At 65.8% G+C, this 21,572-nt stretch carries 20 protein-coding genes; 11 read left to right on the top strand and 9 right to left on the bottom strand.

What is annotated here, in order from left to right:
• Positions 1-4: 4 nt before the first annotated feature.
• Entirely contained in the window at positions 5-769 is a 765-nt protein-coding gene (locus KUV82_RS13930) for a sulfite exporter TauE/SafE family protein (protein WP_219954833.1), read from the bottom strand.
• 130 nt (positions 770-899) lie between these two features.
• Between KUV82_RS13930 and KUV82_RS13925 the strand changes: the two genes are divergently transcribed.
• A complete protein-coding gene (locus KUV82_RS13925; RefSeq protein WP_219954832.1) occupies positions 900-2,111 on the top strand; it encodes a mechanosensitive ion channel family protein in 1,212 nt (403 codons plus the stop codon).
• A gap of 83 nt (positions 2,112-2,194) precedes the next feature.
• On the opposite strand, the gene ctrA is transcribed toward KUV82_RS13925, so the two are convergent.
• The 3 genes from ctrA to lptB all read right to left on the bottom strand — a co-directional run bounded on the left by ctrA (position 2,195) and on the right by lptB (position 5,281).
• The gene (gene ctrA, locus KUV82_RS13920) at positions 2,195-2,890 is read right to left on the bottom strand and encodes a response regulator transcription factor CtrA (RefSeq protein WP_142787809.1); all 696 of its coding nucleotides are present in this window, start codon (positions 2,888-2,890) and stop codon (positions 2,195-2,197) included.
• A gap of 145 nt (positions 2,891-3,035) precedes the next feature.
• Positions 3,036-4,484 (bottom strand): RNA polymerase factor sigma-54, encoded by a 1,449-nt coding sequence (gene rpoN / locus KUV82_RS13915; protein ID WP_219954831.1) that lies wholly within the window; start codon positions 4,482-4,484, stop codon positions 3,036-3,038.
• A gap of 26 nt (positions 4,485-4,510) precedes the next feature.
• Positions 4,511-5,281: an LPS export ABC transporter ATP-binding protein gene (lptB, locus tag KUV82_RS13910; protein ID WP_375541244.1), complete on the bottom strand. Its 771-nt coding sequence runs from the start codon at positions 5,279-5,281 to the stop codon at positions 4,511-4,513.
• 245 nt (positions 5,282-5,526) lie between these two features.
• On the opposite strand from lptB, the gene KUV82_RS13905 reads away from it, so the two are divergent.
• The 3 genes from KUV82_RS13905 to KUV82_RS13895 all read left to right on the top strand — a co-directional run bounded on the left by KUV82_RS13905 (position 5,527) and on the right by KUV82_RS13895 (position 8,695).
• Positions 5,527-5,901, top strand: a complete 375-nt coding sequence (locus tag KUV82_RS13905; protein WP_219954829.1) for a hypothetical protein — start codon at positions 5,527-5,529, stop codon at positions 5,899-5,901.
• A 74-nt stretch (positions 5,902-5,975) separates the two neighbouring features.
• Entirely contained in the window at positions 5,976-7,322 is a 1,347-nt protein-coding gene (locus KUV82_RS13900; RefSeq protein WP_375541218.1) for a TldD/PmbA family protein, read from the top strand.
• Complete coding sequence (locus KUV82_RS13895; RefSeq protein ID WP_219954828.1) at positions 7,319-8,695, top strand: mechanosensitive ion channel family protein; 1,377 nt, start codon at positions 7,319-7,321, stop codon at positions 8,693-8,695. The genes KUV82_RS13900 and KUV82_RS13895 overlap by 4 nt, the downstream gene beginning before the upstream one ends.
• A gap of 3 nt (positions 8,696-8,698) precedes the next feature.
• On the opposite strand, the gene ppa is transcribed toward KUV82_RS13895, so the two are convergent.
• Positions 8,699-9,232: an inorganic diphosphatase gene (gene ppa, locus KUV82_RS13890; protein ID WP_219954827.1), complete on the bottom strand. Its 534-nt coding sequence runs from the start codon at positions 9,230-9,232 to the stop codon at positions 8,699-8,701.
• Between the two features lie 264 nt (positions 9,233-9,496).
• Here ppa and hisS point away from each other — a divergent pair, with 264 nt between their 5' ends.
• From hisS to KUV82_RS13855, 7 genes are all read left to right on the top strand, one after another.
• Positions 9,497-10,732 (top strand): histidine--tRNA ligase, encoded by a 1,236-nt coding sequence (hisS, locus tag KUV82_RS13885; RefSeq protein ID WP_219954826.1) that lies wholly within the window; start codon positions 9,497-9,499, stop codon positions 10,730-10,732.
• A 3-nt stretch (positions 10,733-10,735) separates the two neighbouring features.
• Positions 10,736-11,803: a peptide chain release factor 1 gene (prfA, locus tag KUV82_RS13880; RefSeq protein ID WP_219954825.1), complete on the top strand. Its 1,068-nt coding sequence runs from the start codon at positions 10,736-10,738 to the stop codon at positions 11,801-11,803.
• Positions 11,796-12,635, top strand: coding sequence for a peptide chain release factor N(5)-glutamine methyltransferase (gene prmC, locus KUV82_RS13875; protein ID WP_219954824.1), 840 nt, complete (start codon positions 11,796-11,798; stop codon positions 12,633-12,635). Before prfA ends, prmC begins: the two co-directional genes overlap by 8 nt.
• Positions 12,636-12,879: 244 nt before the next feature.
• Entirely contained in the window at positions 12,880-13,539 is a 660-nt protein-coding gene (locus KUV82_RS13870; protein ID WP_258319773.1) for a DUF4167 domain-containing protein, read from the top strand.
• Positions 13,540-13,581: 42 nt separating this feature from the next.
• Positions 13,582-15,177, top strand: coding sequence for an apolipoprotein N-acyltransferase (gene lnt / locus KUV82_RS13865; RefSeq protein WP_219954822.1), 1,596 nt, complete (start codon positions 13,582-13,584; stop codon positions 15,175-15,177).
• Between the two features lie 30 nt (positions 15,178-15,207).
• Positions 15,208-16,446: a methionine adenosyltransferase gene (metK, locus tag KUV82_RS13860; RefSeq protein WP_219954821.1), complete on the top strand. Its 1,239-nt coding sequence runs from the start codon at positions 15,208-15,210 to the stop codon at positions 16,444-16,446.
• The gene (locus tag KUV82_RS13855; RefSeq protein WP_258319772.1) at positions 16,443-17,645 is read left to right on the top strand and encodes a DUF418 domain-containing protein; all 1,203 of its coding nucleotides are present in this window, start codon (positions 16,443-16,445) and stop codon (positions 17,643-17,645) included. The genes metK and KUV82_RS13855 overlap by 4 nt, the downstream gene beginning before the upstream one ends.
• Before the next feature lie 33 nt (positions 17,646-17,678).
• On the opposite strand, the gene KUV82_RS13850 is transcribed toward KUV82_RS13855, so the two are convergent.
• Genes KUV82_RS13850 through KUV82_RS13835 form a run of 4 tightly spaced genes read right to left on the bottom strand, consistent with a single transcriptional unit; the run spans position 17,679 to position 21,428 of the window.
• Positions 17,679-18,818 (bottom strand): CaiB/BaiF CoA transferase family protein, encoded by a 1,140-nt coding sequence (locus KUV82_RS13850; protein ID WP_219956347.1) that lies wholly within the window; start codon positions 18,816-18,818, stop codon positions 17,679-17,681.
• A 37-nt stretch (positions 18,819-18,855) separates the two neighbouring features.
• Entirely contained in the window at positions 18,856-19,995 is a 1,140-nt protein-coding gene (locus tag KUV82_RS13845) for a nitronate monooxygenase (protein WP_219954820.1), read from the bottom strand.
• Between the two features lie 57 nt (positions 19,996-20,052).
• Entirely contained in the window at positions 20,053-20,988 is a 936-nt protein-coding gene (locus KUV82_RS13840; protein ID WP_219954819.1) for a 5'-nucleotidase, lipoprotein e(P4) family, read from the bottom strand.
• Complete coding sequence (locus KUV82_RS13835; protein ID WP_219954818.1) at positions 20,985-21,428, bottom strand: hypothetical protein; 444 nt, start codon at positions 21,426-21,428, stop codon at positions 20,985-20,987. The genes KUV82_RS13840 and KUV82_RS13835 overlap by 4 nt, the downstream gene beginning before the upstream one ends.
• Positions 21,429-21,572: the final 144 nt, after the last annotated feature.

Here is a 21,572-nt window from a genome sequence, read left to right as displayed (position 1 = left end):
CGGCCTACCCCCACGCCGTCCAGATGCCGTAGGCGCTGGTCGCGCTAAGCGCCACGCCGACGAGGACCAGCATGAGCTTTGGGCTGAAGTGCTTTGCCGCCATTGCGCCGAAGGGGGCTGCGGCAATCCCGCCCACGATCAGGCCCAGCGTCGGGCCGGCGATATGCGAAATGCCCATATGGAAGGCAAAGCTCGCCGAAATAGTCAGCGTGAGGAAGAATTCGACCGAGTTGACCGTGCCCACCACCTTGCGCGGTTCGGCGCCCTGCACGAGCAGGTTGGAGGTGACGACCGGACCCCACCCGCCGCCGCCCGCCGAATCGAGGAAGCCGCCAACGAGGCCCAAGGGTGCAACATGCTTCGCCTCGCGCAGCTTGGGCGGATAGAGCAGGCCCCGCACCAGCAGCCAAACGCCGATTGCGGCGAGATAAATCAGCACGAAAGGTTTAATCACATCGCCGTCCACCGCAGTCAGCAGGTAGCTGCCGACAAGCCCTCCGATCACGCCCGGGATCAGCAGACGGAAGAACAGCCGCTTGTCGATATTGCCGTGCAGCAGGTGGCTGATGCCCGACGTTGCTGTGGTGAAGCATTCCACCAGATGCACACGCTGCGAAGCGAGGGCAGGGGGGACGCCCAGCAAGCCGACCATCAGCGTATTGGTGATGACGCCGAAGGCCATGCCGAGCGCGCCGTCGACCATCTGTGCCAGGAAACCGATGAGAATAAAGGGGACGATGGGCCCCAGATCAAAACCAAGCACCTCCATTGCGGGGGTTGGCCTTTCGCTATTGATACCAGCGGCTTCTACAGCGATTCGCGATTGGCGGGGAGTGGGAAAATGCAGGCGGGTGGCGCGGGGTTGAAAGGGCGCCGGGCAAACGGCTAGGTCGCCCGCCATGCAGGGTATCTTAGAAGACTATTCGCAGCTCGCCTTATGGCTTCAGTCTGCCATCGCGTTGATCGGGCTCGCGCTCGCCGCGCTGGCCGTGAACTGGCTGCTCAAAAAGGTCTTGCTGAGGGCAGCCGCCCCATTCCTCGACCGGCGAAGCGACACGGCGGACAGGGCCGCCGCTCGTGCCGCCACGGCTGCGCCGTTGCTGCTCGTCTCGCAGGGCATCTTGCTGGTGCCCCACCTGCTTCCCTCGGTCGTCACCGTGATCCACAACGTCGCCCAGGCGCTGATCGTGCTGTCGGTGGCGATGGGGGTAAGCGGCGCGCTCGACTATGCCGACGAGCTCTACCGCCGCCGGCCCGAGGCGCGCAGCCGCCCGATCAAGGGCTACGTACAGGTCCTCAAGATCGCGATCTATTTCGGCGCCGCGATCGTCATGGTGTCGGCGCTTATCGACGAATCGCCGCTGCTCCTCTTGTCGGGCCTCGGCGCCATGGCGGCGGTGTTGCTGCTGGTGTTCAAGGACACGATCCTCAGCCTCGTCGCCAGCGTCCAGCTTACCAGCAACGACATGCTGCGCGTAGGCGACTGGATCGAGATGCCGGGCATGAACGCCGACGGGGACGTCATCGATATCGCGCTCCACACGGTGAAGGTCCAGAATTTCGACAAGACCATCACGACGATCCCGACGCACCGGCTGATTTCCGACAGCTACCGCAACTGGCGCGGTATGAGCGATGCCGGGGGCCGCCGGATCAAGCGGGCGCTCTATCTCGATCAGAACTCGGTGCGCTTCCTGACCGGGGGCGAGGTCGAGGGCCTGCGCCGTTTCCGGCTCCTCGACGACCATATTGCCCGCAAGGAAGAGGAAATCCGTGTCTGGAACGAAAGCGAGCTGTCGGGCGACAGCGACGGTGTAAACGCGCGGCGGATGACAAATCTCGGCACGCTGCGCGCCTATGTGATCGCCTATCTCAAGAGCCATCCGCGGATCGCATCGGGCGCGTTCACCTTGCTCGTCCGCCAGCTCGAGCCTGGCCCACAGGGCCTGCCGCTCGAAATCTATTGCTTCACCAACACCACCGACTGGAACGAATACGAAGGAATCCAGGCCGACATTTTCGATCACCTGCTGGCGATCCTGCCCGAGTTTGGCCTGCGCGTATTCCAGGAGCCGAGCGGTCTCGATTTTGCGGGGCTGGTCAAGGGCTAGACGCCTGGCGCATAGAAAAACGCCCGGAGGCCGTCAGGCGTCCGGGCGTCTCTCGCTGTTCCCGTCCAAAGGAAGCTGGTGTCTTAGGCGGCTTCCGCCTCTTCGTTCGGGTCGCGCAGCACGTAGCCACGGCCCCAGACGGTTTCGATGTAGTTCTCGCCGCCGCATGCATGGCTGAGCTTCTTGCGCAGCTTGCAGATGAAGACGTCGATGATCTTGAGTTCTGGCTCGTCCATCCCGCCATACAGGTGGTTGAGGAACATTTCCTTGGTCAGCGTGGTGCCCTTGCGCAGCGAAAGCAGCTCGAGCATCGCGTATTCCTTGCCGGTCAGGTGGACGCGGGCGCCGTCGACTTCGACGGTCTTCGCATCGAGGTTCACGGCGAGCTTGCCGGTGCGGATGATCGACTGGCTGTGGCCCTTCGAACGGCGCACCACGGCGTGGATGCGGGCAACCAGTTCTTCGCGGTGGAAGGGCTTGGTCACATAATCGTCGGCACCGAAGCCGAACGAACGGATCTTGCTGTCCATTTCGGCAATGCCCGAAAGGATCAGGACCGGCGTCTGCACCTTGGCGACGCGCAGCTTCTTGAGCACATCGTAGCCGTGCATGTCGGGCAGGTTGAGGTCGAGCAGGATGATGTCGTAATCATACAGCTTGCCGAGGTCCAAACCTTCCTCACCGAGGTCGGTCGAGTAGACGTTGAAGCCTTCGGTCGTGAGCATCAGCTCGATGGCCTTGGCGGTTGTCGGCTCGTCTTCGATCAGCAGTACACGCATTGGGATATCCCCCGTTGGTTCCCTAGTGTCTCGCGGTAACCCCTCGGAAAGAGGTGTTGCCCTGTATTAACCACACAAGGTCTGAACGGAAAAGGTTAACGCGAGGTAAAAGGCGTTAACTTTTTTGCGGTGTTGTCGAGAAGACTCACAAGGACTTCAGTTTTTTCTCCCGTCGCCTTTGGGCGCTGGAGCCGATGCCGATCGCCTCGCGATACTTGGCGACCGTGCGCCGGGCGAGGTCGAAGCCTTCCTCGTTCAGCATGTCGGCGAGCTTCTGGTCGGACAGCACCTTCTTGGGGTCCTCGGCATCGCACAGCGCCCTGATCCGGGCCTTGATTGCTTCCGAAGACGCACCTTCACCATCGGCCGCAGCGACGCCGCTGGAGAAGAAGTACTTCATTTCGAAGGTCCCGCGCGGGCAGGAAAGATACTTGTTGCTGGTGACACGGCTGACCGTGCTTTCGTGCATCTCTATTTCTTCGGCCACTTCGCGCAAGGTGAGCGGGCGCATGGCGGTGACGCCCTCCCGGAAGAACCCCTCCTGCTTCTTCACGATTTCGGCGGCGGTCTTGAGGATCGTCTTCTGGCGCTGGTCGAGCGCACGGATCAGCCAGTCTGCTTCGCCCAGCTGCTCATTGAGCCAGCTCTGCGACGCCTTATCGCGCGCGCCATCCTTCAGCTCGAGATAGTATTGCCGGTTGACGACGAGACGCGGCAGGCTGGCTTCGTTGATGCGAATATCCCAGCCGTGATCCTTCTGCGTGATCAGCACATCGGGCACAACCGCCGCTTCGCCCCCACCTCCATAAGCGAGGCCGGGCTTGGGATCATAGTCGCGCAGTTCCGCCAGCATGTCGGCGAAATCCTCGTCGTCGACTTCGCACATCCGCTTCAGGCGGGCGATCTCGCCGGCAGCGACTAGGTCCAAATTGTCGATCAGCCGCGCCATGCACGGATCGAAGCGATCCGCTTCCTTCGCCTGCAGCGCGAGGCACTCTGACAGCGTGCGGGCGCCCACCCCGGTCGGATCGAGCGACTGCACCGTCTCGAGCGCGCGTTCGGCTTCGGACAGCGGCACCCCAAGTTCCTCGGCAATCATCCTGAGCTGTGTGGGCAGGTATCCGGCCTCGTCGAGTTCGCCGATGATCCGCGATGCTACCAAGGCCTCACGGCTGTCGTGCGCCACCGCGCCTACCTGGTCGAGCAAATGTTCAGCCAGCGTTGGCCCGCTGCCCGAGCGGTTCTCGAGGTCGGGCATCTCGCCGCCGCCTGCACCGATGTCTCCGCGGCTCCAGTCGCCCATGTCGCCGGGCGCCGCTTCGGGATCGAGCGCGTGCTGCGCCACATCGAGCGCGGCCTCGCCGTCGAAATCGGGTGTCGCCTCGTGTTCCTGTGGCTCGGCGGTCGGTGTGTCCTCCCCGGCCTCGCGCTGCACTTCGCCCATCTCGAGAAGCGGGTTGGATTCGAGCGCTTCGGAAACGAAGGTCTCGATCTCCAGGTTCGACAGCGCCAGCAGCTTGATCGCCTGCTGCATCTGAGGCGTCATCACCAGCGATTGGGTTTGCCGAAGGTCGAGGCGCGGACCCAGCGCCATAGATCAGTTCCTGGTGCTTCGGCGGATCACAGGGTGAAGCTTTCGCCAAGATAGAGGCGGCGCACGTTCTCGTCGGCGACCAGCGCCTCGGGCGTGCCGGCGAACAGGACCTGCCCGCCATAGATGATGCAGGCCCGGTCGACGATCTCCAGCGTTTCGCGCACATTGTGATCGGTGATGAGCACGCCGATGCCGCGGGTTTTCAGATCCTTCACGAGGTCGCGAATGTCGCTGATCGAGAGCGGATCGATCCCGGCGAAGGGTTCGTCGAGCAGCATGATCGAGGGCTTGGCCGCAAGCGCGCGGGCAATCTCGGCCCGGCGCCGCTCGCCGCCCGAAAGCGCCATGGCCGGGCTTGCGCGCAGGCGCGTGAGGCCGAATTCGTCGAGCAGGCGTTCCAGCTCTGCTTCACGCGTGTCCTTGTCCGGCTCGACCATCTCCAGCACGCAATTGATGTTCTGCTCGACCGTCATGCCGCGGAAGATGCTGGTTTCCTGGGGGAGGTAGCCAAGGCCCAGGATCGCGCGGCGATACATCGGCAGGTTGGTCACGTCGTCGCCGTCCATAAGGATGCGGCCGGCGTCCGGGCGCACGAGGCCCATGATCGAATAGAAGCAGGTGGTCTTGCCGGCGCCGTTGGGGCCGAGCAGGCCAAGGACTTCGCCCTTGCCGACAGTGAGCGAAATATCGGTCAGCACCGCGCGCTTGTCGTAGCTTTTCGCGATCGAGATCACTTCCAGCCCCCCTTGCGGGATGGGCGGGGCGGCGTCGTGCACCGCGTCGTTTTCCGGGCTCATCGTAACATCGGCCATGGACCCGGCCATAGCATGCGAACCGTGTGTGAAAACCCTGCGATCACCCCTTTTCGATGAATTGGCAGGATTCGTGCATGGACGGCACAAATGCGGCACCGCTCCGACATTGCGACGGTATGGCTGTTCCATCCAAGGACGGCAACGACACTTGCGCGCAGCTTTGCTTGCCAGAATGCCCCGATTTTGAAACAATGCGATTCGGGTAGGACAAAACTGGGAGAGACGCAGTGAACAAGGCGCTCCACGAACACGATATCGCCACCGGTCACGCATCGGAACGCGCGCACGACTGGCGTAAATCCATGAGCGACAATGTCGCCCTCGCGCTGCTCGTTTATACCGGCCTGCAAATCTTCGTGACCGTTCACGCGATGAAGCAGGGCTCTTCCTCCATCCTCCCCTATCTCGCCCTCGTGGTTCTCGTTGCCGGCATAATCCCGGCCTGCCGTTGGTTCGAACGCCGCTGGGTCGGCCTGTCGGACGATGAAGCGGCCGATATGGACCTGAAGCCGGCCTTCCGGCGCGACCAGCTCCTCCTGTGGGGCCTCGCCATCGGCCTCCCGTTTGCCCTCACGGCCTTCTTCCGGCTTATTTTCGCCTGATACGTCGGGCGGTTGTCAGGTCCGACCCGCGCGCCTACCTCGCGCGGGATGACTAGTTTTACCGGACACCGCCCGTGATCGATAGCGATACAGCGCTCGAGCGCTGCCAGGATCTCGTCGACCTCGCCCGATCAATGGGCGCGGACGAAGCCGACGCCGCCGCGCGCGCTTCCTCCTCGGAAAGCGTCAGCGTTCGTCTCGGCGCGCTGGAAGAGGTCGAGCGCTCGGAAAGCGAGGAGATCAGCCTGCGGGTTTTCGTCGGGCGTCGCTCGGCCTCGATCAACACCAGCGATTTCGCACATGAAAGCCTGAAGACCCTGGCGCAGCGCGCGGTCGAAATGGCGCGTCTCGCTCCCGAAGACCCCTATGGCGGCCTTGCTCCGGCAGATGCCCTGTTCAGCGGGGAGCTCCGCGATCTCGAGCTGGTCGACGCCGGGGAGCCGAGCCCGGTCGAGCTGCGCGAAACCGCGCTCGCCTGCGAGGATGCTGCCCGCGCGGTCGAGGGGGTCACCAATTCCAACGGAGGCGGGGCGTCCTATTCGCGCACCACCTTTGCGCTGGCCACCAGCCAGGGCTTTGCGCGCGGCCATTCGGGCGGCTCGCACACGCTTTCAGCCAGCGTCGTGGCGGGCGAGGGCGGCGACAAGCAGACCGACTACGCCTACCGCACCCAGCGCCACCGCAGCGACCTGCCGGATCCGGCCGATATCGGCCGCGAGGCGGGCGAACGCGCGGTGCGCAAGGTGTCGCCCGGCTCGCTGCCCTCCGGCAAGATGCCCGTGGTTTTCGACCCGCGGGTCGGCAGCGGCGTCCTTGGACACCTGCTCGGTGCGATGACCGCCACGGCCATTGCCCGCAAGGCGAGCTTCCTGATCGACCGCGAGGACGAGAGCCTGTTCGACAGCGCCCTTAGGATCATGGAAGACCCGCATCGTCCGCGCGGCCTGCGCTCGCGCAACTACGACGGGGAAGGCGTCGGCGCCACTCCGCGCGCGCTTGTCGAAGACGGCCGGATCACCGGCTGGCTGACCAATGTGGCGAGCGCGGCGCAGCTCGATCTCGCGCTCACCGGCCACGCCAGTCGCGGCGGCGGGGGATCGCCTGGCGTCGGTGTGAGTAATGTCATCATGGAAGCTGGATCGCACAGTTTGGCGGAGCTGATCGCCGATATCGAAGACGGGCTCTTCGTGACCGACCTGTTCGGGCAGGGGGTGAACCTCGTCACCGGCGACTACAGCCGCGGGGCGAGCGGCCTCAGGATCCGCAATGGCGAGCTGGCCGAGCCGGTCGCCGAAATCACCGTGGCGGGCACGCTGCCGGAAATGTTCCGCGCGCTGGTGCCGGCCAACGACCTCGAGCTCGTGCGCGGGGTCGATGTCCCCACCTTCCGCATCGACGGGATGTCGATCGCCGGGCAATGAGGCGTCTTCTCGCCTTTCTCACCCTCCTGTGGGCAGTGCCGCTGGCAGCCCAGCTTGAGGCGCCTGCGGAAACGGTTGAAACGCCAACGCCGGTCCAGACCATCTCGGCAACGCAGGAAGCCGGTGCGGACGACCAGATTGCCGAGCGCATCACGGGCATCTTCGCCGAGCTGCCGGCCTTCGCCGATGTCGGGATCGAAGTGAGCGAGGGCGTGGTCACGCTCTCGGGCACGGTCCCCAAGGCAGATGATATCGACCGCGCCGAGGCGATCGTGAGCCGAGTGTCCGGCGTGGTTACCGTCCAGAACGGGCTCGAACGCGATCTGTCGGTTTCAGCCGACAGCGCCGGCATATCGGTGCTGGGTGAGCGCTGGGCGGAATTCCTCAAGGCCTTGCCGCTCATCGGCGCCGCAATGGCGGTGTGGGCGGTAATCGCCTTGGCCGGGTTCCTGATCGCAGGCCTTGGCGGCCTGTGGCAACGCATTGCGCCGAACGGCTTCCTGGCCGAGCTGATCGCGAGCGCCATCCGGTTCATCTTCTTCATCGGCGGCCTGGTGATCGCGCTCGACATGATCGGCGCGACCGCGCTGCTCGGCGCGGTCCTCGGCGGTGCGGGCGTTGTCGGCATCGCGCTCGGCTTTGCCATGCGCGAAACGGTCGAGAACTACGTCGCTTCGCTGCTGCTGAGCCTGCGCCAACCGTTCCGTGCGAACGACTGGGTGCTGATCGACAGCTATGAAGGCCGGGTGATCCGCCTTACGAGCCGCGCGACGGTTCTCATGACCCTTGACGGCAACCATTTGCGCATTCCGAACGGACAGGTCTTCCGCGCGGTCATCACAAACTACACGCGCAATCCCCAACGGCGGCTGGAATTCGATCTCGGCGTCGATGCCGACGACGATGCGACCGCGGCGCGGCAACTGGGCCGCGACACGCTGGCCGGGCTCGACTTCATCCTCAACGATCCGCCGGCCGAGGCGCGGATCGTGGAAGTAGGCGATTCGAACGTGGTGATCCGCTTCCTCGGCTGGGTCGACCAGCGCGAAACGGATTGGAACAAGGCGCGCAGCCGGGCCATCCCCGCGGTCAAGGTGGCGCTGGAAGAGGCCGGCTTCGGACTTCCCGAGCCGATCTATCGCCTTCGTTTCGACCCGCGCTCAGCCACCGTTCCCTTCGCGACCGAGGCTACGGCAACGGCGCAGAAGCCTGGAACGGAGGAATCGAAGCCCGTACGCCCCATGGCGCCGGCCGGTGTGGAGGAAGATGTGCGTCCGGCCGACGAGATCGCGGCTATGGTCGAGGAAGAGCGGAGCCGTACGGGAGCGGAGCAGGACAAGGACCTGCTCGACCACTCCCGCCCGGTCGAATAGCGCTTACTTGCCCGCTTCGTAGCGCTCGATCGCTTCTTTCACGATCTGGCGCGCTTCGGCGGCGTCGCCCCAGTTGCCGATACGCACCCACTTCTCGCTTTCGAGATCCTTGTAGTGCGTGAAGAAGTGCTCGATCTGCTGGAAAATGATCGAGGGCAGGTCCTTCGTTTCGCCGACATCCGAATAGTATGGGAAGGTCGAATCGATGGGGACGCAGATCAGCTTCTCGTCGCCGCCATGCTCGTCCTCGAGGTTGAGCACGCCGATCGGGCGCGAACGAACGACGCAACCCGGGATGAAGGGCGAACGCGCGATGACCAGCGCGTCGAGCGGATCGCCATCGGGCGACAGCGTGTGCGGGATGAAGCCGTAGTTTGCCGGATAGCGCATCGGCGTGTGGAGGATGCGGTCCACGAACAGCGCGCCCGAATCCTTGTCGAATTCATACTTCACCGGTTCGCCGCCGGTCGGCACTTCGATGATGACGTTGAGGCTTTCGGGCGGATTGTCGCCCACGGGGATCATGTCGATGCGCATTCGTGCTCTCGCAAATAGTTTTTCGGTTCGCCCCTCTCCCCAGAAAGACTTCGCCGCGCGGATAGCGGAGCGGGGGTAGGGCGGCAACCGAGTCTTTTGGTTGGTTCGCCTTCGACATCCGTCGAGGGCTTGCAGCACCGGCCCACTCCCCCTCCCGACCACCCACGGTACGGTATTTCATGGGTGGTCGGGAGGGGGAGTTGGACGGATCAGTGCGAGCCAGCAGCTTGCTGCGGGCGACCAACGCACTTAAAGGCGCCCCCCATGCCCAAGACTCCCCAAGCCATTCGCGGCACGCAGGACATTTTCGGTGCTGACGCCGAGGCCTTCGCCTTCGTCGTCGAGACCTTCGAGCGCGTCCGCAAGCTGTACCGCTTCCGCCGCGTCGAAATGCCGGTCTTCGAAAAGACCGAAGTGTTCAGCCGTGCCATCGGCGAAACCACCGATGTGGTCAGCAAGGAAATGTACTCCTTCGACGATCGCGGGGGCGAGAGCCTGACGCTGCGGCCCGAGTTCACCGCCGGGATCGCGCGCGCCTATCTGTCGAACGGCTGGCAGCAGCACGCGCCCCTCAAGGTCGGCACGCACGGCCCGCTGTTCCGTTACGAGCGCCCGCAGAAGGGCCGCTATCGCCAGTTCCACCAGATCGATGCGGAAATCCTCGGCGCGGGCGAACCGCAGGCCGACGTCGAACTGCTCGCCATGGCCGACCAGCTCCTGAAGGAACTCGGCATTGCGGGCGTGACGCTACACCTCAACACGCTGGGCGATGGAGACAGCCGCGAAGCCTGGCGCGCTGCGCTCGTCGAACACTTCCGCGCCGTGAAGGACGAGCTTTCGGAGGATTCGCAGGAGCGGCTCGAAAAGAACCCGCTGCGCATTCTCGATTCCAAGGATCGCCGCGACCAGCGCTTCGTGGCCGATGCGCCCAAGATCGACGATTTCCTGACCGATGAGGCCAAGGCGTTTTTCGAGGCGGTCACCAGCGGCCTCGATGCGGCCGGCGTGAAGTGGACGCGGGCCGAAAGCCTCGTGCGCGGCCTCGACTATTACCGCCACACCGCCTTCGAATTCATTCCCGACGAGGGCAGCGAGGCCGCCGGCAAGCTCGGCAGCCAGAGCACCATCCTCGGCGGCGGGCGCTACGACGGCCTGATGGAAAGCCTCGGCGGCGCGCCCACGCCTGCAGTAGGCTGGGCCGCGGGAATCGAGCGGCTTGCGATGCTGGTGGGAGAGCGCGGCGAACCCAACGCGGATGCGATCGTGGTGGTTGAGAACGATGCCGCCATGGCTTCAGCCATCGCCGCGCTTGGCACTTTGCGCGCCGCAGGGTTCTCGGCAGAGCTTTACGCTTCGGGGAGCCCCCGCAAGCGCTTCGACAAGGCGGTGAAGGCCGGCGCCGATGCCATCGTCGCATTCGATGTGCGCGACGGGGCGGAGAACCGCCGGATCAAGGCCGAGGATGCCGAACGCACGCGTATCGAAGGGCTGCTCGGCTAAGCCATGAGCATTCCCGCCGAACGCCTTGACCAGATCGCCAACCGTTTCGCCGAGCTCGAAGCGCGTATGGCCTCGGGCCAGCTCGAGGGCGATGAATTCGTCCAGGCGAGCCGCGACTATGCGGAGCTGGAGCCGGTGGCGAAGATCGCCTCCGAGGTGAAGGCTGCGCGCAAGGAAATCGCGAGCCTTGAAGAGATGCTCGCCGATCCGGAAATGAAGGCCATGGCCGAAGAGGAGCTGGCCGCGATCCGCGAACGCCTGCCCGAAGCCGAGCGCCAGCTGGCCATTGCCATGCTTCCCAAGGACAGCGCCGACAGCAAGCCCGCCATGCTCGAAATCCGCGCCGGCACGGGCGGGGACGAGGCCGCGCTGTTCGCAGGCGATCTTTATCGCATGTACGAACGCTACGCCGCCGAACAGGGCTGGAAGGTCGAGCCCGTCAGCATGAGCGCGTCCGAAGTCGGGGGCTTCAAGGAAATCGTCGCCAACGTCACCGGCACGGGCGTCTTTGCCAAGCTGAAGTTCGAAAGCGGCGTCCACCGCGTCCAGCGCGTGCCAGAGACCGAAAGCGGCGGGCGCATCCATACCTCGGCAGCGACGGTGGCCGTGCTGCCCGAGCCGGACGAGGTCGATGTGCAGATCGATCCGGGCGACCTCAAGATCGACACCTACCGCGCCAGCGGGGCGGGCGGCCAGCACGTCAACACCACCGACAGCGCGATCCGCATCACGCACCTGCCGACGGGTACTGTCGTCACCTGCCAGGACGGGCGCAGCCAGCACAAGAACCGCGAACAGGCGATGCAGGTCCTGCGCACGCGGCTCTACGATGCGCAGCGCGAAGCGACGCAGGGCGCGGAGGCCGAGGCGCGGAAGGCCATGGTGGGGTCGGGCGACCGCTCGGAGCGCATCCGCACCTACAATTTCCCGCAAGGGCGCGTGACCGACCACCGCATTGGGCTCACGCTGCAGAAACTGCCGCAGATCATTGCTGGGCCGGGCCTTGGCGAACTGGTCGACGCGCTCATCGCCGAGGACGAGGCCAAGCGGCTCGCCGCGATGGATGGCTAGGCTCAGCCACGCCGAGGCCATTCGCCGGGGGACGGAGCGTCTTCAAGCCGTCAGCGATACTCCGCGGCTCGACGCCGAATATCTGATGAGTGAGGCCGCGCGTATCCCGCGCGCAGATCTGTGGCGGCTGGATATCGATGGCGAGGCGGCACCCGTGGACGCTTACGAAGTCCTGATCCAGCGACGGCTCGCGCGCGAACCGCTGGCTTACATTCTCGGCAACCAGGAATTTTTCGGGCGCACCTTCCGGGTGACGCGCGACGTGCTGATCCCTCGCTCCGACAGCGAGACGCTGATCTACGCGGCGCAGGAACACGCGGCCCGTGCCAGGCGAGTGCTCGACATGGGCACCGGCTCGGGCGCGCTGTTCGTGACCGCGCTGCTTGAGCTGGAGGACGCTGCGGGTGTCGCAATCGACGCCTCGCAAGCGGCGCTCCACGTGGCCGAGAACAACGCGCAGCGGCTGGGGCTTGGGCGCAAGCAGGCAAAGTTCCTGCTGCGCGACTGGACGCAGCCGGGCTGGGCGGAGGGACTTGGCCAGTTCGACCTAGTGCTGTGCAACCCGCCCTATGTCGAGGAGGACGCCGCGCTCGACTCGGACGTGCGCGATTACGAACCGGCCTCAGCGTTGTTTGCAGGGCCGGAAGGGCTTGACGAATATCGCGTGATCATCCCGCAGCTTGGCAAGCTCCTTGTGCCGGGCGGGGTCGCAGTGCTCGAGATCGGCGCTTCTCAGGAGGCGGCCGTGTCGTCGATCGCGCGCGAATCGGGTTTTTCGGTGAACGCTCACAAGGACCTTGGCGGACGGCCGCGCGCGCTGGTGCTGCGATAAAAGACTTGGCAAAGGCGATTCGACCCCTTACCTCTGGCCACAGGCCAGTGGTGTGTGGCTAACGCCTTGCCGCCGGTTCTAGCTCCGACATTGCAGTTATGGTGCGCGGCCCAGGGCCACGCATACCATGCACAGACTGGGGCACGCGAGCTGCGACAGGCGCAGCCGCGCAAGGGGTCACGCGGCCACAGGGGACCGGAATTGCAAGGGTCCGCGCCGCGCATTGAATGAGGACCAACTACCCTTGAACAACAATCGCAATAACCGTCGTCGCGGTCGCGGCAATCGGAACCAGGGCGGCGGGAACAACGCCAACCGGATCGACAGCCGCGCGCGGGGCAACGCGCCCCAGCTGCTCGACAAGTACAAGAAGCTCGCGCAGGACGCCCAGCACAATGGCGACCGCGTGCAGGCCGAATACTACCTGCAGTTCGCCGATCACTACTTCCGCGTGATTGCCGACAACAAGGCCCGCCAGGAAGAAGCCAAGGCCAAGCGCAACGAAGAGCGCGGCCAGAATTCGTCGGACGACGACGAGGACGATGGCGAAGGCGACGATCGCCGTAACAACCGCCGTTCGCGCGGCAAGCGCGACGACCAGGACGACGGCGGCCGCAAGCCGCGCTCGCGCAAGCCCAAGGGCGGTGACGAGAGCGACGACGGCAATTTCGAGCCTTCGGAAAACCCCTTCACCCGCCGCGACGATGAGGATGAGGCGCCCAAGAAGCGCCGCGCCCCGCGCAAGGCCAAGAAGGGCGAAGAAGGCGCCCAGGGCAATGAGGGCGAGATCGACGCCGCTGTCCTGCCCCCGTCGATCGGCTCTGCCGACGAAGACGAAGCGCCCGCGCCCAAGCGCCGCAAGCGCAAGCAGGATGACGACAGCGAGGTGAGCGCGGTCGGCTGATCGCGCTTGCAGAGCTGACCTGACGCGATAAGGGCCACGGCGATGAAGAGTTTCGTCGGCCTGGCCCGTTCGCATCCCGCCCTCGCAGCGCTCGCGCTGGGGGCCCTTTCGGCGCTGGGGTTCCAGCCGCTGCATCTATGGCCCATCGGGCTCGCCGCCATCGGCAGTTTCGGCTGGCTGGCCTGGCAGGCTTCGTCCCTCCGCCGCGCCATGATGCTGGGCTGGCTGTTTGGCCTTGCCCACTTCACCCTGACCAACAACTGGATCGCCACCGCCTTTACCTATCAGGCGGAGATGCCCGTCGCGCTCGGCTGGGCGGCGGTGCCGCTGCTCTCGTTCTACCTCGCGGTCTGGCCGGCGCTCGCTACGGGCGCCGCCTGGCGGATTGCGCGCGGGGGTCCCCTGCCGGTCTTCGCACTCGCTTTCGGAGCGCTTTGGGTTGCCGCGGAATGGCTGCGCAGCTGGGTCTTCACCGGCTACAGCTGGGGGCCGTTCTCGATGATGATGCTGGGCCCGTGGGACCGCCCCGGCTTTGGAGCCGCGCTTCCCTTCGTTGGCAGCTACGCGCTTTCGGGTCTTGTTGTGTGCCTTGCGGTCCTGCTGGCCTATTGCGTGTCCGCGCGTCGCTGGCTTCCTCTCGGACTGGCAGCGACTGCCGTTGCCGCGGTGGTCTACCTGCCCGCCGGCGAGGGCGCAGAAGGAATCGTCCCCTTCACTCTGGTCCAGCCCAATGTGCAGCAGGAGGAGATCAACGACGCCTCGCGCTTTGAAGACCAGTTCCAGCGCATCGCGCGCCTGAGCGCGCCGCAGGAGACGCTGAGCCACCGCCTTGTGCTGTGGCCGGAAAGCGGCATTCCGGACTATCTGCGTGATGGCTATCCGCAGCGCTACTACACCCAGATGACCGCTGGCGGCGATCCGGCCTTCGCCCGCGCCCGGATCGGCCGCACCATCGGCCCGGACAGCCTGCTGCTCACCGGTGCCGTCGATCTCGAGATCGGCGTGGTGGACGGCCGAGAGCGCGCGGTGGGCGCCTACAACGCGGTCACCACGATCACGCCCGACGGTACGCTGGGCGAGCGGTATTCGAAGGCCCATCTGGTGCCTTACGGCGAGTATCTGCCGATGCGGGGCCTGCTGGAACCGCTTGGCCTGACGCGGCTGGTCGCAGGGACCATCGACTTCATCCCCGGGCCCGGGCCGCAGAGTTTCGATCTTGGCGACTACGGCAAGGCGGGCATGCAGATCTGCTACGAGATCGTCTTCTCCGGCGAGGTCGCCGAGCGCGGCAACCGGCCGGACTATATCTTCAACCCGTCCAACGATGGCTGGTTCGGCGCCTGGGGCCCGCCGCAGCACTTGGCGCAGGCGCGGATGCGGGCGGCTGAAGAGGGGCTGCCGGTCCTGCGCTCCACCACCACCGGGATCAGCGCCGTGATCGATGCGCGCGGGGTGGTGCGCGAGACTATCGGGCGCAACGTCGAAGGGCGGATCGACGGGGTCATCCCGCCGCCCGCGCCCGTCACCTGGTTTGCCCATCTTGGCCATTGGCTTACGCTGATCTGGGCCGCGGTGCTTCTGGCGCTTTCGCTGGTTGCCATGCGGCGCTCGGGAGGCTACCCCTCGCGCAACACATAAAGATTTCTTTATATCGGGATTTCCAGCTTCATGCGCACCAGCTACCTGTTCACTTCCGAGAGCGTCTCGGAAGGCCATCCCGACAAGGTCTCCGACCAGATTTCGGACGCCATTGTCGACCTCATGCTGGCCAAGGACCCCGAGGCGCGGGTGGCTTGCGAGACCATGACCACGACGCAGCGCGTGATCCTCTCCGGCGAGATCCGCTGCGCGCCGATGTACGACGCGAATAACCCGGACTGGGCCGAAAACGGCGGCTGGGCGCCCGGTGCCAAGGAAGAAATCGAGAAGGCCGTGCGCCGCACAGTGCGCGAAATCGGCTACGAGCAGGACGGCTTCCACTGGCAGAGCCTGACCTTCGAGAACCACCTGCATGGCCAGTCCTCCGAAATCGCGCAGGGCGTCGATGCCAGCGGCAACAAGGACGAGGGCGCGGGCGACCAGGGCATCATGTTCGGCTTCGCCTGCGACGAGACGCCCGACCTCATGCCCGCGACGCTCGACTACAGCCACAAGATCCTCGAGCGCCTCGCCGCCGACAGGAAGAGCGGCGCCGCCGCCTTTCTCGAGCCCGATGCGAAGAGCCAGGTCACCCTGCGCTACGAGAACGGCAAGCCCGTCGCCTGCACCGCCGTTGTCGTCTCGACCCAGCACGCCAAGGGCTATCACGAGGGCGACAAGGAAGCCGAGCTCAAGGCTTATGTGAAGGGCGTTGTCACCGAGATCCTTCCCGATGGCTGGGTCACCGACGAGACCGAGTGGCACATCAACCCGACAGGCGCTTTCGAGATCGGCGGGCCGGACGGTGATGCTGGCCTCACCGGCCGCAAGATCATCGTCGACACCTATGGCGGCGCGGCCCCGCATGGCGGCGGTGCCTTCAGCGGCAAGGACCCGACCAAGGTCGACCGCTCGGCCGCCTACATCACCCGCTATCTCGCCAAGAACATCGTCGCCGCGGGCCTCGCGCGGCGCTGCACGATCCAGCTGAGCTATGCGATCGGTGTGTCGAAGCCGCTGTCACTCTATGTCGACACGCACGGGACCAGCGCCGATAGTGTGACCGACGAGGGACTGGAACAGGCTATTGCCGGTATCGAGAAGCTAGGCGGCCTGACCCCGCGCGGCATTCGCACCCACCTCGGCCTCAACAAGCCGATCTACCGCAACAGCGCGGCCTATGGTCACTTCGGAAGGCAGGCCGATGGCGATGACTTCCCGTGGGAACGCACCGACCTCGTCGATGATTTGAAAGCGGCGCTCGCGTGACGGCAGGCGGGGCCGCATCCACCGGCTCCGTCTCCCCAACCTCCGGCCGTATCGTCGAACTCGACGCGCTGCGCGGCGTGGCCGTGATCGGCATTGCGTGGATGAACGTCTACGTCTTCGCGCTGCCCTTGCAGGCTTATGCGAACCCGGCAGCCTATGGTGCGGATAGCGCGCTCGACTACACGCTCTGGGCCGCGAGCTTCGTGCTGGTAGAGGACAAGTTCCGCACGTTTTTCGCCATGCTGTTCGGGGTCGGGGTGGCGCTGATGTGGGAGCGCGGCAGCGGCTGGCGGCCGCACCTTGCGCGCATGGCGGTGCTGTTCGCCATCGGCCTTGTCCACGCGACCCTGCTGGCGAGCAACGATATCTTGCGCGTTTACGCGCTTGCCGGTCTTGTACTGCCTTTCTTCCTGGGGCTCGGCTGGCACACACTGGGCCTCGGAATGGCGGCGCTTGTCGCGCTCCACCTCGGGGGCGGCTACGCCTGGCTCGCGGGCCGATCGCCCGAATTCTTCGCGCTCAATTTCGGCGCGCATCCCGATGGGCTCGCCTATGCGATGGAGCTTGGCCGCGAAGGTTTTGCCGAACGGATCATGCGGCGGCTTGCCACACTGCCCGCAAGCCTTGCGGCCATCAGCGCGGGCATCCCGATCAACCTTGCGTCCATGCTGGCGGGCGTTGCGCTGTGGAAGAGCGGGCCGCTACCGGCCCGCTGGTCGCGCGGCCGCGCGCGGGGGCTGATCGTCCTGTGCTGCCTGATCGCGCTGCCCGCGCTTGCGCTCATTGCCTTCAGCGCCCAGTCGCTCGGTTTCGATCCGCAGGTCGTCGCCCGTAATGCGCTGGTCCTTTCAGCGCCCTTCGACCTCCTCATGGGTATTGCTTATGCGGTGGCGCTCCTTGCGCTGTTCACGCCGCTGTGCGGAACCGTCGCAGTGCGCCTGCTGGCGTCGGTTGGCCGTTTGTCGCTGACCAATTACCTGATGACGAGCCTTGTCTTTTCGGCGCTGTTCGCAAGCTGGGGGGCTGGCCTGTTTGGCGCGGTCTCGCGCTCGCAGGCGTTCGCGCTCTCGCTGGTGCCCGGCGCCCTGATGCTGGTGTGGTCCCCGATCTGGCTGCGCCTTGCCGGCCAGGGCCCGGCCGAACGCTTCTGGCGGGCCTGCGCCCGGCGGATCGCGCCCGAGCGGCGCGGAGCCGGTTGACCCCGCGCCGCCCAGACTTCTGCGGGACCTTGGTTACCCGTGCTCGCCCTTGCGCGGGCTGGGCCGGTCGAGCGCCAGTTCGGCCTCGGAAAAGGTGAAGGGGCTGCGCACACCGGGAATGCCATCGAGGTCGACGCGCATGCCGCGCGCCTTGACCTGTGCTTCGGCGAACACGGCGTCGATTGCGTTGACGCGGCCTGCGGGGATGCCGTCTTCCGCGCAGTCGGCGAGCAGCTCGTCCATCTGCCATTTGCGCGTCTCGCCCGCGATGATGGCGTCGAGCTCCTCGCGATTGGCAAGACGGCCCTCGTTTGTCGCGAACTTCTCGTCACCGAGCAGGTCCTCGCGCCCGAGCAGAGAGAGCAGCTTGCGGAATAGCCCGTCATTGGCCGGTGCCAGCACCACCTCGCCATCGGCCACGGGAAAGACGCCATAGGCGCTGACCTGGGCATGCTCGTTACCCATGCGCGGCGGGTTTTCGCCCGTGGTGAGGAAATGTGTCGCCTGGCTCGCCAAGAGGCCGACCGAGCAATCGAGCAGCGCCATGTCGACATGCTGGCCGCGCCCCGTCCGCTCGCGCATGGCGAGTGCGGCCTGGATGCCGATGACCGAATAGAGCCCGCAGGTGAGGTCGGAGATCGACACACCCATCTTCATCGGCTGGCCCTGCGGCTCGCCGGTCAGCGCCATGAAGCCGCTCATCGCCTGGATGACGAAGTCGTATCCCGCTTCATGCGCGCGCGGGCCGGTCTGGCCGAAGCCGGTGATCGAGCAATAGACGAGGCCCGGATTGGCCTTGGCAAGGCTCGCATAGTCGAGCCCGAACTTCGCCAGCGCGCCGGTCTTGAAGTTCTCCAGCACGACGTCGGCTCCCGCGGCGAGATCGCGCACGCGTGCAAGGTCCTCCTCGCTCTTGAAGTCGGCGACGATCGAGCGCTTTCCGCGATTGGTGGCGTGATAATAGGCCGCTTCGCGCTCGCCGCCCTCGCGTTCGACCCAGGGCGGCCCCCACTTACGCGTGCCGTCACCGTCGGGGCTTTCGACCTTGATCACATCCGCGCCGAGGTCGGCGAGGATCTGGCCCGCCCATGGCCCCGCGAGCACGCGGGCGAGTTCGAGGACCTTGAGCCCGGCTAGCGGGGCGTTTGGATTGCGCGGGTTATCGAGCCACATGGCGCGCGGCTTGCGCGGGGCGTGCCCGCTGGTCAAGTCACTCCATGCCGACCGCTGCGGCGAGACCTCCGACCGCCTCGAGGAATTCCTCGCGGAAATCCATCACCACCTGGCGGCTGGAGCGGACCTGCTCGACCAGCCCGACGCCCTGTCCGACGAAATAACTGACCAGTTCGCGCGCGCCTTCATTGCCGGCAGCTGCCTCGCGCTCGATCCGGGCGAAGGCGGGTTCGGAGACCATGCCCATCAGCGGCATCGGCAGAGTGCCCGGGCCGTCCTTCGCGTCCCAGGCATCGTGCCATGCGGTCTTTAGTTGGCGCGCAGGCTTGCCGGTGCGGCTGCGCGAGCGGACGGTGTCGCGGCTGCGCGCGGCGACCATCTTGTCGCGGAATGCTTCGCTGGTTTCCGCCTCGGGCGTCGCCAGCCAGATAGATCCGGTCCATGCGCCTTGCGCCCCGGCGGCCATCATGCCCGCCATCTGTCCGCCGGTCATGATCCCGCCTGCGGCGAGGACGGGGATCTTGTGGCCGTGGCGTTTCAATTCGCGCACGACTTCGGGGATGAGCACGAGGGTGGAGACCTCGCCGCAGTGCCCGCCGGCTTCCGTGCCTTGCGCGACGATGATGTCGACGCCCGCCTCGGCCTGCCGGATCGCGTGTTCCTTAGCGCCGACCAGTGCGGCCACGGGCACACCGCGCTTCTTGCCTTCCTCGATCATGGCCGGCGGTGCGATACCGAGCGCGTTGGCGATGAGCTTGATGGGGTGGCGGAAGGCGACCTCCATCAGCGCAAGGCCGTTTTCGGGCGTGATCCCCATGCGTTCGCGCAGGATCGGCATCTCGGCCTCCGGCGCGATGCCGTATTCGCCGAGCACCGAATTGACGAAGCCCTGGTAGGCCGGGTCGATCGCTGCGGCGCGGCTCTTGTTGTCGGATAGCTCGCGAACGCGCGGGTCGATGACTTCGGGCACGAGGACATCGACGCCATAGGGCGCGCCTTCGACATGCGCGTCGATCCAGGCGAGCTCCTCCTCGAGCTGTTCGGGACTGAAACGGGTCGCGCCCAGCACGCCGAAGCCGCCCGCCTTGCTGACGGCGGCCACGACATCGCGGCAGTGGCTGAAGGCGAAGAGCGGGAATTCCGCCCCGGTCATCTCGCAAACGCGGTTCATCGGCATATAGGTCTCTCCCTTGAAACCTATCCTATCCGGGCCGCGTCTGCGTGCAAGCGGTCTTTACTGGACGTCCATCGTCATCGGAGCATCGCTCGGCGAGGGCTTCCAGCGTGCATCGGGCGGGAAAACCTCGCCGACGCTGCCCTCCTGCCAGGCGCCGTAGACCGGGTTCGGCACGAGGAACCAGCCATTGCCCCACAGCTGCGCGTAGCGACCACGGGCGGCAAGCGCGCGGCGCTCGGCAATGGCGTCCTCGTTGGCGTTGAAGACATCAGCAAAGTCGCCAAGGTTGTCTCCCGCCATGGCGATCACGCAATAATCCTCTGCAATGCGCGCCCGGCGCCCGTCCTTACGCCCGCCCATGGCGTCGTCACCGCGCAGGAAGAGGTTTTCGAGGTGGACGGCGGGGCCGGTGCCCGCAGCCTCGATCGCAGCGATCGTACCGGCGGCGGTTTCGGTGTTGCGGTTGGTGTTGAAGATTACCGCAATCCCCGCCTCGCGTAGCCGCCTGAGGCCGGTGACAGCGCCCGGCACGGGCTTGGCAATCCCTGCCCCGTTGTTTGCCCATTCGTTCCATTCATCGATGTCGAAGGGGCGGCCGGTCAGCGCCTGCCAGTATTCGTAGCCGGTGTTGAGCAGCACGGTCTCGTCCACGTCGAAGACAGCGGCGAAGGGCTTCATCGTCCCATCCTCGGCGACGCATGAAGGCGTGCCCACGCCGCCTTCTGCATCGGGGAGGCCGAGCGGCACGGACTCGGGCATCTTGCGCTGGCGCGACACGGCAACTGCGTAATCGGCAATGTGCCGCCAGGTCTGGATCGAGGCCGCGGCCGCCTCACCCGAGCCGTACAGCCAGCGCATGGTGTCAGGCGCGGGCTTATCGTCGCCGCTTGCAGCCGGAGCCGGCGGCGGGGCGCTGGCAAGCGGGGGCGTGTCGGCGGGCGCGCAATTGGCGAGCGCAAGGCTGGCCACCGTGAGAAGCAGGGTACGGGTCATTGGGGGCTCTCCATGTCGGAGGGGAGGGGGTTGTCCGGCGTTTCCACCTGCCAGAGCAGCGAATGGATGCGCCAGGCGCCGGTCTCGTCGCGGCGCAACTGGAAGGAATTGATGCCGCGCGTCTTGCCAGGCGTGCCGTCGGCTTCGGTCCAGTCGCCGGAATAGGAGGACCAGGCGTGGGCAATGGCGCCGAACACCTCGATCCGGTTGTTGAGCGCGCTCTCGGCAAAGCCGTTGTCGGTCAGGAAATCGCGTTTCGAGGCGATGTATTCCTCGACTGTGCAGCTTTCCTCGCCATCGGGGCGCAGCGCGGTCATGCGCGCGCCCGGCAGGTAGAGCGCGCGCATCGCGTCCCAGTCGCGCGGGACGCCGGGTCCGCCCGAAATCACCGCATAGGCGCGGGCGACAAGGTCTTCGATGGCGGGTATATCGCTGGTCATCAGGCTCTCCCTCGGCAAGGGCCTAGCGTGCGCCGGGACAGCTGTCACCCACGCGCGCCGAGTCAGGAAACTCGTCCGATATTGTGCGTTGCAACAGTGCGTTTGCGAGATTTGGTAGCAGGAAGCACTTGTTTTTCAACGATC

The organism is Qipengyuania flava, assembly GCF_019448255.1.
Lineage (GTDB): Bacteria > Pseudomonadota > Alphaproteobacteria > Sphingomonadales > Sphingomonadaceae > Qipengyuania > Qipengyuania flava_A.
The sequence above is the reverse complement of the archived record's forward strand: the minus strand, read 5'-3'. Positions and strand labels throughout refer to the sequence as shown.